Below are 13,725 nucleotides of genomic sequence, written 5' to 3'. Positions count from 1 at the left end.
AAGGGAGAGAAACTGGGAGCAATGACCAGTTGACGTCCATCTGTCGCTTAAGCGACACATCCTTCTAAAATGTTGAAGAAAGAGGCGATTTCAATGAAAAAACAGGATTTACGCGTTATCCGGACCGACCGGAGGATTCGTGAGACGTTCCTTCAGCTGATCGACGAAGTTGGATTTGATGCTGTGACGATCAAGTTATTGACGGATCGGGCGGAAGTCAACCGCGGGACGTTCTACCATCATTACGCGGATAAATACGAACTGCTCGAGCGGATGACGAATGAGATTTTTGAAAAGATCGAAGCGACGTTTGAACGGGAGATTCCGTTCGTCTTGATCAACAAAACGGAGGACTCACCTTACCGACGCATCATCCCGTTTCTGACGTTTCTTTATGAACACCGGACGCTGATGCGGATCCTACTCAGTCCGACGAGTGACGGGATGTTTCGGAACCGGGTCCGTGATTACATGCAACAGATTCTGTTCTCGGGACTACCGGAACAAGGAGAACGGCTCGTTCCAGAAAATTATCTCATTGCCTATCTCTCGGCCGCTCATCTCGGTGTCATCGAATCCTGGTTGCGCCATCCAAACGAGACATCACCGGAAGAAATTGCCCGGATCATCTTTACGATTTCGATGGAAGGTCCGTTTCGAGCAGCGGGGTTCCGACGATGAGTATTGAGCAAGTCTTAGAAAAAGTCGTCGCGTGTTTGCAGCATGAACAGATTCAGTTTGCGATCGGTGGTTCATTATTGTTACACCATCATGGACTGCCTGTTACTGCTCGCGACATCGACCTCGTCGTCGCGTTAGCGGACGCCGAACGGGCACTCCTATTGTTATCTGAGATGGGAACTGTCCTTGAACAAGACGAGACGTCACTTTACGCGACGGAAGTGTTCCAGGAATTCATCATCGAAGGAATCGATATCGATCTGATGAGCGGACTGCAGGTTCGCCATGACGAGGGCGTGTTCGTTTATCCGTTTGCTGAACAAACGATTAATGAGACTGGACTTCCATTTATGTCACTCGTCGATTGGTATGTCATCTATCAACTGATTCCAGGACGAGAACAAAAAGTCACGATGATTGAAGACGTATTTACGAAACAGGAAGTCGATCGTGAGCGTCTCGAACAGCTGAGACGACGCGTACTTCCAAAAGCCGTAAGAAATCGGATAGATCAATGGCTGAACTGACCTATAAGTCGCGTAATAAGACGACTTCGTTCGTTGCCGGTAAGTAAGCATGATTTGAATCGAGCAAGCCACAAAGAACGTAGTGACCTTTTGAGACATCGAACACATAACGCGGCGTGAGCAAAAGGTACGGACGTAATGCATTGAAAATGACATCTTGCTGCTCGTCCTCGAGCTCCGGTGGAGTAACGGATGCGAGCGCGGTATGGAGTTCCTGATCGTCGGTCAAGCTAATCCAGTCAAGTGTCTTTTCGTCAAGGAGAATCGTGACGCGTCGCTGCTGATCAACATAGGACGTCGGATGCGCGCGTGACAACGTGACAGCAAGGTAAGGGTGTTGCCGGTAAATATACCGAATCATCCATTGTCCGGAATCGGCAGGGTACTCGTTTTGAATGATGTCTTTGATTACGGTATGACAAGCGTTCACCGTCTCCTGCGAAATCGGATGAAAATCAGGATGTTCGGTCTGCGTGATCACGTCATTCGCCGTCACGGTTTCTCCAGATTGAAACGAATACCGTTCATACTTCTTAGAAGACGGTAAACCTGTCCAAGATAACACATCATTCACTTCGATAGAGGAAGTGAAATCTGGTTTACTTGGAACAAGAATAGACCCTTTTTGCGTCACGAACGTCTCGGAGACGGTGTGCGCGTATTGATGTCCTGTTTTAGGGTAGGAAAACCATTTTATTTGTTGTTTGGTTAGCAAGTCGATGTCCTCGAGCGTTAAAGCGAAAACTTCCTGGTTCACATGATGATCAAGCGGATGAGGACCGTATAGGAACAACTCATCGAGTTGACCATTTTCCGTTAATGTCAGATGAATGAAGCAACCGGGAGTCAGCCGAATCCCTTCGTAACAACTCACATAACTGAAAAAAGTTTCGTTTTCTTCTTCGAGCATGAAATGCGTACCATGGATCATATCGGTTTCTGATTCAATCCAAGCGATCCGAGTGGTTGGATCACGTAAATCGTTCGGCACGGAATAAATCGAGCTCGGACCCTGTAAGGATAACGTCGTCGTTCGTTTCGTGACAGGGTCAATCGAAATCTGCACGGTTCCTTCAGGAAGCATCGTGCCATTCTCTTCCTCGATGACCGATGCACCTCGCGGAATCCAAAACGTCTCAAACGAGTAGACGGTCTGATCGTTCATTTTGTCTCGAGCGTAGGATGAATCATAGAGAATGTAATCATTTAACTGATACTTCTCGATAATGAATTCGACTAATTGGTTAGTTAAGATATGCACTACGTTCACACCTTTCGATTACGATTAGCTGATTTGTAATAACGTTTGGTTAAAAATAGGTGTACAAAATTAGCTGATTGTTTAAGGAAAAGAGAAGAATTTTAATGGTTACGTTCTCTTTCTCATACGTTCAGTGTAACGTGAAGTATTGGAAAAAGAATGTGAATTGAAATTTATTACATAATTGTAAGGCGTTGAACACAGTTTAATGTATTATTCTAGAAGAGTAACTAGAAGTAGTATTAAGCTGTAGGAGGAAACAAAAGTGTCAGATTTTAGTCTAGCAATGAACGTGTTATTCGGAAGTGTCCATCTCATCCTCATGGCGATGGCGATCCCATCGATCATCTACGCGTTGTATCTATTGCGGAAAATCGCTAATAAATGATTGCAGGAATTTTTTGGTGATTAAAAGAAGATAGTATAAATACTCACGCATTAACTAAAGGAGGCGATGACATGTCATTTTGGACATGGTTTGCAATCTTATTTGTGTTAGCGGTTAGTGTCTACGCATCTTCTCAACCAAAACGTTCGAAGCAATAACAAAGGCGCGACTTCCGTTGTGGAAGCGCGCCTTTTTGTTTGTTCAGTTTTTCGTATCGAGCCAAGCGATCGCGTCCGTTAAGTCGTCGGCAATATAGTCGACGTTTGCTTGTTCCACGCGATCAGCGTAATCACGAATGGAGCTCTCTCCGGCACCGGTTCGAACTAAGATTTTGATACACCCGGCGTGCGCAGCTGCCATCATATCACTCCATCGGTCCCCAATGACGACACATTGATCGAGTCGGAGATCGTGTTTTACTTGAGCTTGCCATAATAATTCAGGTGACGGTTTGCGACAAGTGCAGCGATCTTCCGCTGCATGCGGACAAATCAGCGTATCATCAAAGCCGAAGTTCTGTAATTCTGTTCGAAAATCCTCTTCACGGGCCAATCCTTTTGAGATACCAGGTTGATTCGTAAACGCAATCAGTAAAATCCCTTGATTGCGTAAGCGTTCGATTAGCGAAGGAACGTAAGAAAATAACGCAAACGTTCCAGGGTAGTGGACGGTGGCATCTCCACCAATGGTTCCGTCTCGATCAAGAAATATTGCCTGAATAGAATTCATGTGTACAACTCCTTTGATTACGAAGCATCTTTCAGTTCTTGATACGGTTGAACACGTGCGGCCAGTTGTGCTGGGATGAAGGCGGCGATGACACCGAACAAAATCGGTAAGGCAAGCGATACACCAATCAACAACGGTTCATTCCACGGTACGAGATCGTACAAGACATAAATCGTCGTATAGGCGACAATCAGTCCAATGATTCCGGAAATCAGACCAACAAGGAAGCCTTCGAGGACGATCAATTGACGGATCGCGCCGTTCGTCCAGCCGAGTGCTTTTAAGACCGCGAGTGAGGCGCGGCGATCGGTGACGTTTTGCCACATGATCTCTCCCGTCGTTAAAATAGAAATCGTGATCGCAACACCCATCGTCACGTAATGCATCGGACCGACTTGCAAGGCAACGAATTGACCAAGCCAAGACGTGTAAAGCACTCCTTGTAAATGGAACGTCACGAATAAGAAGAACGTCAGCAGTGCTGTTGGTAGAGCGATTGAGAGAACGGACAAACTATTACGCTTCCATTTCCCAATCAGTTCCTTTAGTGCAAGTGTCATCGTCGAACGAAGCTTCAGTCCGACGCGAGCAGCTTTCGCGTATTCGCCGGTCTTGATCGCTTCGTACGGTGAGATGCGGCGAATCGTCCAAGCTGACCAGGTCGCACCAGCGAGGTAGATGACGAGACTGAACAGCGCGATCCAGAGGAGGCTCCAGCCGTTCATCGCTTCATTACGGACATATGAGAAGATTCCTTCGACGATCAAGGCGACCGTTGAGACGAATCCAGCTAGGATTGCTGCCTCGATCAAGACAATTTTATAGAGATCTTTTGTCCGCCAGCCGAGCGCGAGTAAAACAGCGAACTCTTTCCGACGCGCGAGCATCGAGACATAGCTTGTCGCGAGGACATAGACGATTGCGACGGCGAGCATCGCGAAGATGACTCCTGAGAAACCGACACTTGTCTCGCGGAAGATCGTCATCGCGGCGCCGATGTGGATCCACGGTTGTTCGATCCAACCGAGCGTCTTGCCGTCATCGACGACTTTCGTAACGACGGGTTGTGGAGAAGAACCTTTAGTGATGGTGACCATCAATCCAGTTTTCTGTTCAATCTGTTTTTTCACGTCTTGGAGTAGTTGCTCCGAATCTTCACTGACAGTCGAAGCGCCTTTGATTTTAAGACGAATCGAAGAAATAGCTTGTTCGCCATTGACTGCTCGCGCGCTGTCAATCGTCGTCAGGATGTTTGGAGAACTCGTCAACAGTCCGACGGGATTACCAGACGTATCAATCGATTTCGCTGGGTTGACAGGTTCCCCCTTCGCATCTAAAACAAGATCGGCAGACGAGGGACGATAGGTTTCCATTGGTAACTCGTTCAGCGGGTCTTTTGAGACCTTGATGTTTTTCGGATCGTACAGACCAACGACTTTAAATTGTAAAAATGGAAAGCGGACATTAGATGAGCCTGGTTCTGGTTTTTTAACCTTTTGTCCCATCGATGTGAGGGAGCGAAATCCTTTATCTGAAATAAGTTCCTTCTCAATACCGATTCCTGAAATTCGTGTCGACGTCGCGGATACTTCGAAAGCGTTGCTCCATCGGCTTGTAAATGGACTAAGCGTTGATTGGAATTGAAGAGGGCCAGATTGATAAACCAATTGTCCTCCTTCTGCATATTCAGAATCCGTTTGTAAGCTGTTCGTTTTTTCAACCATCGTTCGCAGATAGGTTTCTTCTACTTTAGCGGTTGGGATGGAAAGGTGTTGAATACTCTTAGCGGGATAAGAGGCAAGAGGAGAATTGATAATAGACCGTTTTGGTTGTGTTTTGATGACCTTATCAATTAGTTTTTGCTGGTCTTGTTCGGTTTGATAAGGAGCATCGAGACGTTCGATATCATAGTCGTAACTTCCCTTATTAAAAGAGTTCGGATTCACTAAGATCGGGATGATATTTTGATTATTAGCAGCATCTGATTCGTGATGATCGGACGAATTGAAGTATCGGGATTTGTTCGTCGTACGCACACTCTTGTCCAGACCGACCAACCGTGCTTCTTCTTTTGGATCAATACCGACGATCAAGACTGGATTTCTAGCGACAGCCGTTGAAAAACCATCAATTTGTTCAGAAATGAATGAAGCGTTCTCAGGAACTTGAACTTTTGTTCCTTGAGCAAGATGAAGCACAGTTTTTGATTGTCGCTCTTTCTTGAAGCCGTTTTGAATATAAGTGGTTTCTGTAAAACGATAGATTCCTGGTGTGGAAGGAATTTTAATCGCTTTTTCAAAGGAAACATTAGACATGACATACCCCATGACAGCGACCGGGGCTGCAATATCAACCTCATTCATTTGTTTGATTTGTTGATATTGTTTAAAGGAAATCCCACCGTTAATCCCATTAAGATAATTCGGTTCGAGTAACTTACTCGACTCCGTCGTCATCTGACTGCCTTTCGGTCGAACGACGATGTCATATGCAGACGACCATTTCTTTTGTAACGTCTGTTCGACCGTACCCTGACTTGAATCGGTCAAGTTGAACATCAGACTGAGTCCAGCGCTGATGATGAGCGCACCGACGAGCGTCAAAATGAATTTTCCACGTTGCCGGCGCCATTGATTTAAGACAAAACGGAACATCGTCATTCCTCCTTTTATGGGGTAAAGGCTACGAAAAATGGATGAGACTGTTCATCTAAGATATGTAAGATTCGTTCGCTGAAGTTCGACCACGTTACGCGTCGTAACACTTCTTCGAGCGGGAAAAAATTGACTGCTAAACTTTCGCTGCTCGTCTGCGGTTGACCACCAATCGCTTTTGCAAGCCAACAAGTCGCACAGACATTCGCCTCGAGGTTTTGATATATGCCGCAAAATTTCACGATTTCAATCTCAATTCCAGACTCTTCTTTGACTTCGCGAATGATACCGTCAGCTGCACTTTCCCCAGGCTCGACGATGCCACCCGGAAACTCCCAGCCACGATCCGGTCCTTGGATTAAAAGAATCTCGTTTTGGTCATTCAAGACGACCGCTCCTGCTGATAACGAATAAATCGATGTCGGGAACATAGACTTCCTCCTGTGAAGAGAGGGACAACGTCTGTTGCCCCTCCGCCAAATATTAAGATGCATCTTTCAGTTCTTGATACGGTTGAACACGTGCGGCCAGTTGTGCTGGGATGAACGCCGCAATGACACCGAACAGAATCGGTAAGGCGAGCGATACGCCAATCAACAACGGCTCATTCCAAGGAACGAGGTCGTATAAGACATAAATCGTCGTGTAAGCGACAATCAGTCCAAGGACTCCGGAGATGAGACCGACCAGGAAGCCTTCGAGGACAATCAACTGTCGGATCGCACCGTTCGTCCAGCCGAGTGCTTTTAAGACAGCGAGTGAAGCACGGCGATCGGTGACGTTTTGCCACATGATCTCACCCGTCGTTAAAATGGCGATCGTAATTGCAACACCCATCGTCACGTAATGCATCGGACCGACTTGCAGGGCGACGAATTGTCCGAGCCACGATGTATAAAGCACTCCTTGTAAATGGAATGTCACGAACAGGAAGAAGGTTAAGAGAGCTGTCGGTAAAGCAATCGAGAGGACGGACAGGCTATTACGCTTCCATTTCCCGATCAGTTCCTTCAGTGCGAGTGTCACCGTCGAACGAAGCTTCAGTCCGACACGAGCTGCTTTCGCGTATTCACCGGTCTTAATCGCTTCGTACGGTGAGATGCGACGAATCGTCCACGCTGACCACGTCGCACCAGCCAGGTAAATGACGAGACTGAACAGCGCGATCCAAAGAAGACTCCAGCCGTTCATCGCTTCGTTACGGACATACGAGAAGATCCCTTCGACAATTAAGGCAACCGTCGAGACGAATCCAGCGAGGATTGCCGCCTCGATCAAGACGATTTTATAGAGATCCTTCGTCCGCCAGCCGAGTGCGAGTAAAACAGCGAACTCTTTTCTGCGCGCGAGCATTGAGACATAACTCGTCGCGAGGACATAGACGATCGCGACGGCGAGCATCGCGAAGATAACACCGGAGAACCCGACGCTCGTCTCGCGGAAAATCGTCATCGCAGCACCGATATGAACCCATGGTTGTTCGATCCAACCGAGTGTTTTGCCTTGTTCGACGACTTTCGTGACGACCGGTTGTGGGGAAGAACCCTTAGTGATTGTAGCGATGAGCCCGGTTTTTCGCTCGATTTGTTGCTTCACGTCTTGGAGTAATTGTTCGGACTCTTCACTGACGGTCGAAGCCCCTTTGATTTTTAGGCGAATCGACGAAATTGATTTTTCACCATATGTCTCTTTTGCAACATCAAGTGTTGTTAGAATATGCGGTGAGTTTGTTAGTAGTCCAACCGGGTTTCCAGACGATTGGATTTTTCGAGCTGGATTGATCTGTTGTTGTTTTTCGTCAAGAACTAAATCAGCCGTTGATGGTCTGTAAGTCTCCATCGGTAACTGGTTTAGCGGATCTTTTGAGACCTGAATGTTATCAGCATCATATTGCCCGATGATATTCATCGAAAAATAAGGTACGACGTAAGGGAGCATTCCCGGATCTTTCGAGTTAAATTTTTTGCCCGTCGATTGAATCGAGCGATAACCAAATGCAGGGACATTAGTCTCAGAAAAACTCCAATTTTTTAATTTTGTTGGAGCTGTTTCAACGGCATACGCATTCGACCAACGTGTAGGAAAGGGACTTTTAGTAGTCTTGTATTTTAGTGGGCTCGTTTTAAAGAATAGACCCGTCACATTGGAGCCAGAAGCGTCACGATTCATGAATCGTGTCGTTTTTCCATTCAATGAATTTAGAAAAATACGTTGCATGTCCATGACGGAAACTGTTTCCGTCTGTAGAACTTTTGCCGGGTAGTCATTTAAAGATGAATTAAACGACGTTTTGTGCAGGTCTTCTTTTGCAAGACGATTGACAAACGATTGTTGTTCTTTGTCAGTCGAGAAGGGTACCTTTAATTTTTCGACTTTAAATGAAAAATTACCACGGCTCACGGCATCGGGATCGATGATGACTGGAATGGAATGGAATGAGCCATCACTTCCTCCTTTACGATATTGATCCGTTTCTTTAAAATATCGTGAATTTTTATCTTTGAGAATACTCTTATCCAGTCCGACAAGTTTAGCTTCTGCATCTGGATCGATTGCAACGAGCAGTGTCAAGTGATTCATCGTAAGGTTCGAAAAATCTTTAATTGATTTTGTGGAGAAAGTTCTCTTCTCTGGAACAGGAATTTTAAATCCTTGGGCGATATGATAAGACTGATCATAAAGACGCTCTCTTTTGATACCCGAGTCATCGTATTCTTGCATTGTTACCCGGTATATTCCGTCTTCTTTTGGAAAGTTCAACACTTTCGGAACGTTAACATTGATACTTGCATAGCCCATCACAGCAACCGGTGCCGCAATTGCAATGTCGTTCATTTTCTTGATGGTTTCGTATTGCTTGAAGGAAATACCACCACTAATGCCATTCAAATAGTTCGGTTCCAGTAAATCATTCGACTCACTTGCAAGCTGACTGCCTTTCGGTCGGACGACGATATCATAGGCGGACGACCATTTTTTTTGTAATGTTTGTTCGACCGTTCCTTGACTGGAGTCGGTAAGATTGAACATCAAACTGAGTCCGGCACTGATGATGAGCGCACCGACGAGCGTCAGAATGAATTTCCCGTGCTGCCGACGCCATTGATTGATGACGAAGCGTAACATATGTAGTCTCCTTTGCTTGTTATTGGGAGAGCTGCGTCTTTAAATAACACGCAAGATCTTGTTCGAAATGGTGAATCGCTTGTGCATCGAGTGCTTCTACTTCTGCTTGCGCCGCGTAGCGGGTGACGAAGTAAGGTGAGAGTGGCGTCACCAGATGAATGCGCTCTGTCCAGTCTGTCAACGATTCGTGACTTCGCCGTCTGAGGGCACGTGGTAATCGTTGGTTAAAATCAAATAGCATCAGGCGTAATGCTTCTTCAGGCGGAGTAAGCATCGATTGAAGGTTTGTTTGTTGGACATAATTTTCAGGCGATGATTGGACCCAATGGTTTGCTTCACTTTCAACTTCTCGTGATTGTGATGAACGTCGCTGACGACGACGAATCCGGTATGCTACGAAAGCAACCAGTACAAGTACAGCGGTGACGAAGAGAAGTTTATTGGAAGAAGACGAACTTTCTACAACATTCGAAATAGAAAATGGAGGAAGATCCTTTACTTTTCGATCGCGTGGTGTGCCTCCCGTATTTTTACTTTGTTCATCGGACTCACCAAAATCGATGCCGTCTTCTCTCTCATCGATTTTTTCATCGAAATTACAACTGTTTTTTGTGAAGAATAAATTGGATAAGTCATTATGATTACATCCCCGAACGATTGTCGTCTCCTGTTCCGAGAAGTCCGCATTCTGAAATGCTTCATACGCGGACTGCGTCGATACCGACAGCAACAGAAAAACGACAAGTGAGCCGATGAAGCTCGTGATTAATTTGGCACGAAACGTGTGCAACGCGAGACACCTCCCTATAAACAGTACTTAGACACTTTGCACCGTGCGCTTCCGGCGGTCTTCAACGATTCGTCCATCCTGCATGAAGAGAATCCGGTCAGCACGTTCGGCGAGTTCTAGGTCGTGTGTGACAAATAAAACGCCACATTTGGCTTCACGATGCAGCTCTAGTAACAACTCGAAGATTGCGTCACCGGTCACGGAATCGAGATTACCGGTCGGCTCGTCCGCGAGAATCCATTGCGGATGGTGAAGCAGGGCACGGGCGATCGCGACCCGTTGTTGTTGTCCACCGGATAATTGAGCCGGTAAAGCATTCCGTTTATCGTCGAGTCCAACCTGTTCGAGCAGCTCGAGAATCCGCTCATCTTGATTGAAAGAGGTCTTTTGCTTTAACAAGGCGACCTTTAAGTTCTCGGACACCGTCAGTGCCGGTAATAAGTGAAACTGCTGGAAGATGAAGCCGATCTCTTGCGAGCGGAATTGCGATAACCGTTTGTTCTTCCAAGACGTGATGTCCTGCCCGTCATAGAGGATTTGACCGGACGTCGGGCGATCAAGCGAACCAAGGAGACTCAGGAACGTTGATTTTCCAGACCCGGATGGACCGACGAGTGCCGTCACCTCACTTTGCGAAAACTGACCGTTTAGTTGATGCAAGACGTCGGTCCGGACACCGCTTCGTTCGAATGTATGCGAAATATCTTGAAAGGTAATATCCATATGACCACTCCTTTTACATAATTTGGTTATGTTCAGTGTATTATTTTTAGAAAATTTTGTCTATTGTGTTTTTATTTTTGACCCAGCCACTTTTTTAATATTTGTTCATAATTGGTTCATAACTTCTCCCTATGATCGGATTAACACCAATCAAGGGAGGCATTTAACATGAAACGAACACGCAAGAAATGGTTATGGATCAGTGGAGGGGTTATCCTGGTACTCCTGTTAATCGGTTCCACGCTCTTTTTAGGAGGAGGAGAGGCACAAGGAACGAAGGAGGTCGTCGAGTCAAAGACCTTAAAAACATTCTTCTACTTCTCGGGCACGCTTGAAGCGAAAGATCGACAGACGGTCATCAGTGATCGTGATGTCCGTGTCACCGACGTTCGATTTGAAGAAGGAGACACCGTTAAGTCGGGTCAAACGATCGTCAGTGTCGAAGGAGGAGAAGATTTCAAGGCACCTCGCTCCGGACAACTCGTTCGTCTTGACGTCACGGAAGGCGAAGTTTATGCCCCGAATACTGTCCTCTTCGTTGTTGCAGACAACAAAGCGTTGATCGCTCGACTGAAAATTGATGAACAAGATATCGAACGGATTGAAGTTGAAGATACGATTGAACTACAGACGGATGCATCTAATAAAACCATCAACGGGAAGGTCGAATCGATTAGTCCGGAAGCTGTGACGGAAAATGGAAGTACGTATTTTAATGCAAAAGTATCGGTACCGAGCTCGTCAAACTGGTTACCCGGCATGACGGTCGAGGGACGTTTACCATATCAACTCGCACAAGATGTACCTGTTTTATCGCTCGATGTCATTTCGTATTCAAAGTCGGATCGTCCGTATGTATATGTGAAAAAAGACGGGGAAACGACTCGTCAATACATCGAGACGGGCGTGACGGACGGACAGGATATTGAAATCAAGGATGGATTGTCCGTCGGAGACGAAGTCTTCCTGCCGAGTGAAGACGGTGGTTCCGGTCTTCTTCCGACTCCACCAGGAGGTGCGTCCTGATGCCGGTCGTTGACTTGCAAGAAATCCAAAAAACTTACGGTGAAGGAACCAATCGTCACATCGTCCTCGATCGAGTATCGCTGACGATCGAGGCTGGTGAATATGTGACGATCCTCGGACCTTCGGGTTCAGGAAAATCAACACTGATGAATATCATCGGATGCCTCGATGTCGCTTCAAACGGCGTCTATCGCTTGCAGGAGCAGCTCGTCCACGATCTATCCGAGGATCAGCTAGCGACGATTCGCAATGAAGAGATTGGCTTCATCTTTCAACAGTTCCAGTTGCTACCGCGCATGAGCGTCTTACAAAACGTCGAATTACCGCTCATCTATGCCGGGGTCTCGCGCAAAGAGCGCCGCGCGCGATCACTTGAGCTCCTGGAACGTGTCGGATTGACAGATAAAGCCGATGCCTTACCGAGTCAACTGTCCGGTGGTCAACAACAACGGGTTGCGATTGCGCGGGCGCTCGTGACGCGACCGACGATCTTACTCGCTGATGAGCCGACCGGAGCGCTCGATCAAAAGACAGGGAAACAAATCATGGAGTTGTTCGAGAGCCTCTCAGAGGAAGGGAAGACGATCATCATGATCACACACGATGTCAATATTGCTAAGCAAGCTCGCCGGATCATCCGGATCGAAGATGGTCAGGTGACGGAGGTGACGACATGATTCGCGAAACGTTACGGATGGCATGGTCGAATATCTGGCATCATAAGATGCGGTCGTTCTTGACGACGCTTGGTGTCATCATCGGTGTCGCATCGATCATCGCATTGATTTCGATCGTCAACGGCGCGACGGCCTCAATTAATGAAGAGGTCGCCTCGTTCGGTGCCAATAAATTAACGGTCCAAACGACAGAGACGCCATTGAAAGAAGGATTATCACCTGCACAACTGGAAGAGTTAAACACGATTAAAGGAACACGCGGTGTCTCACCGACCGTTTCGACGGTCCGGGACCTCCGTGTCGAAAATCACTCACTCGACCAGGTGACGATCGAAGGGCGAAATCACATCTATTACCGGGAATCTGAAGATGTCCCGCAAGGACGTGGTATCGTCATCAGTGATGTGAAACAACAGACGCATGTCGCCGTCGTCAGTCCGTCCGTCGCCCGGACGCTCTATCCGGGTCAGGTCGCGATCGGTAAGACGATCAAGCTTGATGGACTCGATTACCGGATCGTCGGTATCAGTGACGCGGATGGCGATCAAATCGTCATTCCTTTTACGACGGCCCTACGAACGCTTGGGGTGACAGCCGTTAAGCAAGTCGATATCTTCAAGACGGACGCAGCTGACGTCGCGACCGTCAAACGGGATGTCACGGCAAAGCTGTATCAGTTCTATAACGGACGCGACGATACGTATGACGTCGTCAGCTTGGATGAAGCCCTCGATTCGATTGACCAAATCAATACGATGCTCTCGCTCTTGTTGACGGGTATTGCGTCGATTTCCTTGATCGTCGGTGGGATCGGCATCATGAACATGATGCTCGTCTCGGTCACGGAACGAACGACGGAGATTGGCTTACGAAAAGCACTCGGTGCGAAACCACGTACGATTCGCCTTCAGTTCCTCTTGGAATCGATTCTGCTGTCCTTGATGGGTGGAGTGATCGGCATTCTTGTCGGAGCGATGCTCGCATTTGGCGTCAGTCTGATGATCAGTACACCGTTCACACTCTCCGTGAGCACGATTCTGCTTGCCGCTGGATTCTCGATCGGTGTCGGTGTCTTGTTCGGTTATATGCCAGCGCGAAAGGCATCTCGTTTGAATCCGATCGAAGCCTTACGAAATGTTTAAG

General features: G+C 47.1%; 13 protein-coding genes. 6 read left to right on the top strand and 7 right to left on the bottom strand.

Annotation, left to right across the window (positions count from 1 at the left end; all coding sequences use genetic code 11):
• Nucleotides 1-93 precede the first annotated feature (93 nt).
• Together N179_RS04995 and N179_RS04990 are read left to right on the top strand one after the other, a co-directional pair.
• The gene (locus tag N179_RS04995; protein ID WP_075642387.1) at nucleotides 94-681 is read left to right on the top strand and encodes a TetR/AcrR family transcriptional regulator; all 588 of its coding nucleotides are present in this window, start codon (nucleotides 94-96) and stop codon (nucleotides 679-681) included.
• Nucleotides 678-1,208: a nucleotidyltransferase domain-containing protein gene (locus N179_RS04990; protein ID WP_075642386.1), complete on the top strand. Its 531-nt coding sequence runs from the start codon at nucleotides 678-680 to the stop codon at nucleotides 1,206-1,208. The genes N179_RS04995 and N179_RS04990 overlap by 4 nt, the downstream gene beginning before the upstream one ends.
• Before the next feature lies 1 nt (nucleotide 1,209).
• Here N179_RS04990 and N179_RS04985 read toward each other — a convergent pair whose 3' ends face one another.
• Nucleotides 1,210-2,469, bottom strand: coding sequence for a hypothetical protein (locus N179_RS04985; RefSeq protein WP_075642385.1), 1,260 nt, complete (start codon nucleotides 2,467-2,469; stop codon nucleotides 1,210-1,212).
• A gap of 265 nt (nucleotides 2,470-2,734) precedes the next feature.
• On the opposite strand from N179_RS04985, the gene N179_RS17230 reads away from it, so the two are divergent.
• Entirely contained in the window at nucleotides 2,735-2,857 is a 123-nt protein-coding gene (locus tag N179_RS17230) for a hypothetical protein (protein WP_276327333.1), read from the top strand.
• A gap of 201 nt (nucleotides 2,858-3,058) precedes the next feature.
• On the opposite strand, the gene N179_RS04980 is transcribed toward N179_RS17230, so the two are convergent.
• The 6 genes from N179_RS04980 to N179_RS04955 are packed head-to-tail and all read right to left on the bottom strand — an operon-like array spanning nucleotide 3,059 to nucleotide 10,879.
• The gene (locus tag N179_RS04980) at nucleotides 3,059-3,586 is read right to left on the bottom strand and encodes an HAD-IIIA family hydrolase (RefSeq protein WP_075642384.1); all 528 of its coding nucleotides are present in this window, start codon (nucleotides 3,584-3,586) and stop codon (nucleotides 3,059-3,061) included.
• Between the two features lie 17 nt (nucleotides 3,587-3,603).
• Nucleotides 3,604-6,240: an ABC transporter permease gene (locus N179_RS04975; protein WP_075642383.1), complete on the bottom strand. Its 2,637-nt coding sequence runs from the start codon at nucleotides 6,238-6,240 to the stop codon at nucleotides 3,604-3,606.
• A gap of 14 nt (nucleotides 6,241-6,254) precedes the next feature.
• Nucleotides 6,255-6,671, bottom strand: coding sequence for an NUDIX hydrolase (locus N179_RS04970; protein ID WP_075642382.1), 417 nt, complete (start codon nucleotides 6,669-6,671; stop codon nucleotides 6,255-6,257).
• A 52-nt stretch (nucleotides 6,672-6,723) separates the two neighbouring features.
• The gene (locus tag N179_RS04965) at nucleotides 6,724-9,366 is read right to left on the bottom strand and encodes an ABC transporter permease (protein ID WP_075642381.1); all 2,643 of its coding nucleotides are present in this window, start codon (nucleotides 9,364-9,366) and stop codon (nucleotides 6,724-6,726) included.
• 19 nt (nucleotides 9,367-9,385) lie between these two features.
• Nucleotides 9,386-10,156: a hypothetical protein gene (locus tag N179_RS04960; protein ID WP_075642380.1), complete on the bottom strand. Its 771-nt coding sequence runs from the start codon at nucleotides 10,154-10,156 to the stop codon at nucleotides 9,386-9,388.
• 27 nt (nucleotides 10,157-10,183) lie between these two features.
• Entirely contained in the window at nucleotides 10,184-10,879 is a 696-nt protein-coding gene (locus tag N179_RS04955) for an ABC transporter ATP-binding protein (protein ID WP_083639910.1), read from the bottom strand.
• 168 nt (nucleotides 10,880-11,047) lie between these two features.
• On the opposite strand from N179_RS04955, the gene N179_RS04950 reads away from it, so the two are divergent.
• Genes N179_RS04950 through N179_RS04940 form a run of 3 tightly spaced genes read left to right on the top strand, consistent with a single transcriptional unit; the run spans nucleotide 11,048 to nucleotide 13,724 of the window.
• Complete coding sequence (locus N179_RS04950) at nucleotides 11,048-11,905, top strand: efflux RND transporter periplasmic adaptor subunit (RefSeq protein ID WP_075642379.1); 858 nt, start codon at nucleotides 11,048-11,050, stop codon at nucleotides 11,903-11,905.
• Nucleotides 11,905-12,582 carry an ABC transporter ATP-binding protein gene (locus tag N179_RS04945; protein ID WP_023468398.1) on the top strand — a complete coding sequence of 226 codons (678 nt, stop codon included), beginning with the start codon at nucleotides 11,905-11,907 and terminating at the stop codon, nucleotides 12,580-12,582. The genes N179_RS04950 and N179_RS04945 overlap by 1 nt, the downstream gene beginning before the upstream one ends.
• Entirely contained in the window at nucleotides 12,579-13,724 is a 1,146-nt protein-coding gene (locus N179_RS04940) for an ABC transporter permease (protein ID WP_075642378.1), read from the top strand. Before N179_RS04945 ends, N179_RS04940 begins: the two co-directional genes overlap by 4 nt.
• Nucleotide 13,725 lies beyond the last annotated feature (1 nt).

It is taken from the genome of Exiguobacterium indicum HHS 31 (assembly GCF_001939065.1).
In the GTDB taxonomy this organism is placed as follows: Bacteria; Bacillota; Bacilli; order Exiguobacteriales; family Exiguobacteriaceae; genus Exiguobacterium_A; species Exiguobacterium_A indicum.
This window is presented reverse-complemented; position numbering and strand designations above follow the sequence as displayed.

What these genes read in the sequence shown, in the direction of transcription:
- N179_RS04995 (WP_075642387.1), top strand. Translation starts at nt 94, where the DNA reads ATGAAAAAACAGGATTTACGCGTTATCCGGACCGACCGGAGGATTCGT.
- N179_RS04990 (WP_075642386.1), top strand. Translation starts at nt 678, where the DNA reads ATGAGTATTGAGCAAGTCTTAGAAAAAGTCGTCGCGTGTTTGCAGCAT.
- N179_RS04980 (WP_075642384.1), bottom strand. Translation starts at nt 3,586, where the DNA reads ATGAATTCTATTCAGGCAATATTTCTTGATCGAGACGGAACCATTGGT.
- N179_RS04975 (WP_075642383.1), bottom strand. Translation starts at nt 6,240, where the DNA reads ATGTTCCGTTTTGTCTTAAATCAATGGCGCCGGCAACGTGGAAAATTC.
- N179_RS04970 (WP_075642382.1), bottom strand. Translation starts at nt 6,671, where the DNA reads ATGTTCCCGACATCGATTTATTCGTTATCAGCAGGAGCGGTCGTCTTG.
- N179_RS04965 (WP_075642381.1), bottom strand. Translation starts at nt 9,366, where the DNA reads ATGTTACGCTTCGTCATCAATCAATGGCGTCGGCAGCACGGGAAATTC.
- N179_RS04955 (WP_083639910.1), bottom strand. Translation starts at nt 10,879, where the DNA reads ATGGATATTACCTTTCAAGATATTTCGCATACATTCGAACGAAGCGGT.
- N179_RS04950 (WP_075642379.1), top strand. Translation starts at nt 11,048, where the DNA reads ATGAAACGAACACGCAAGAAATGGTTATGGATCAGTGGAGGGGTTATC.
- N179_RS04945 (WP_023468398.1), top strand. Translation starts at nt 11,905, where the DNA reads ATGCCGGTCGTTGACTTGCAAGAAATCCAAAAAACTTACGGTGAAGGA.
- N179_RS04940 (WP_075642378.1), top strand. Translation starts at nt 12,579, where the DNA reads ATGATTCGCGAAACGTTACGGATGGCATGGTCGAATATCTGGCATCAT.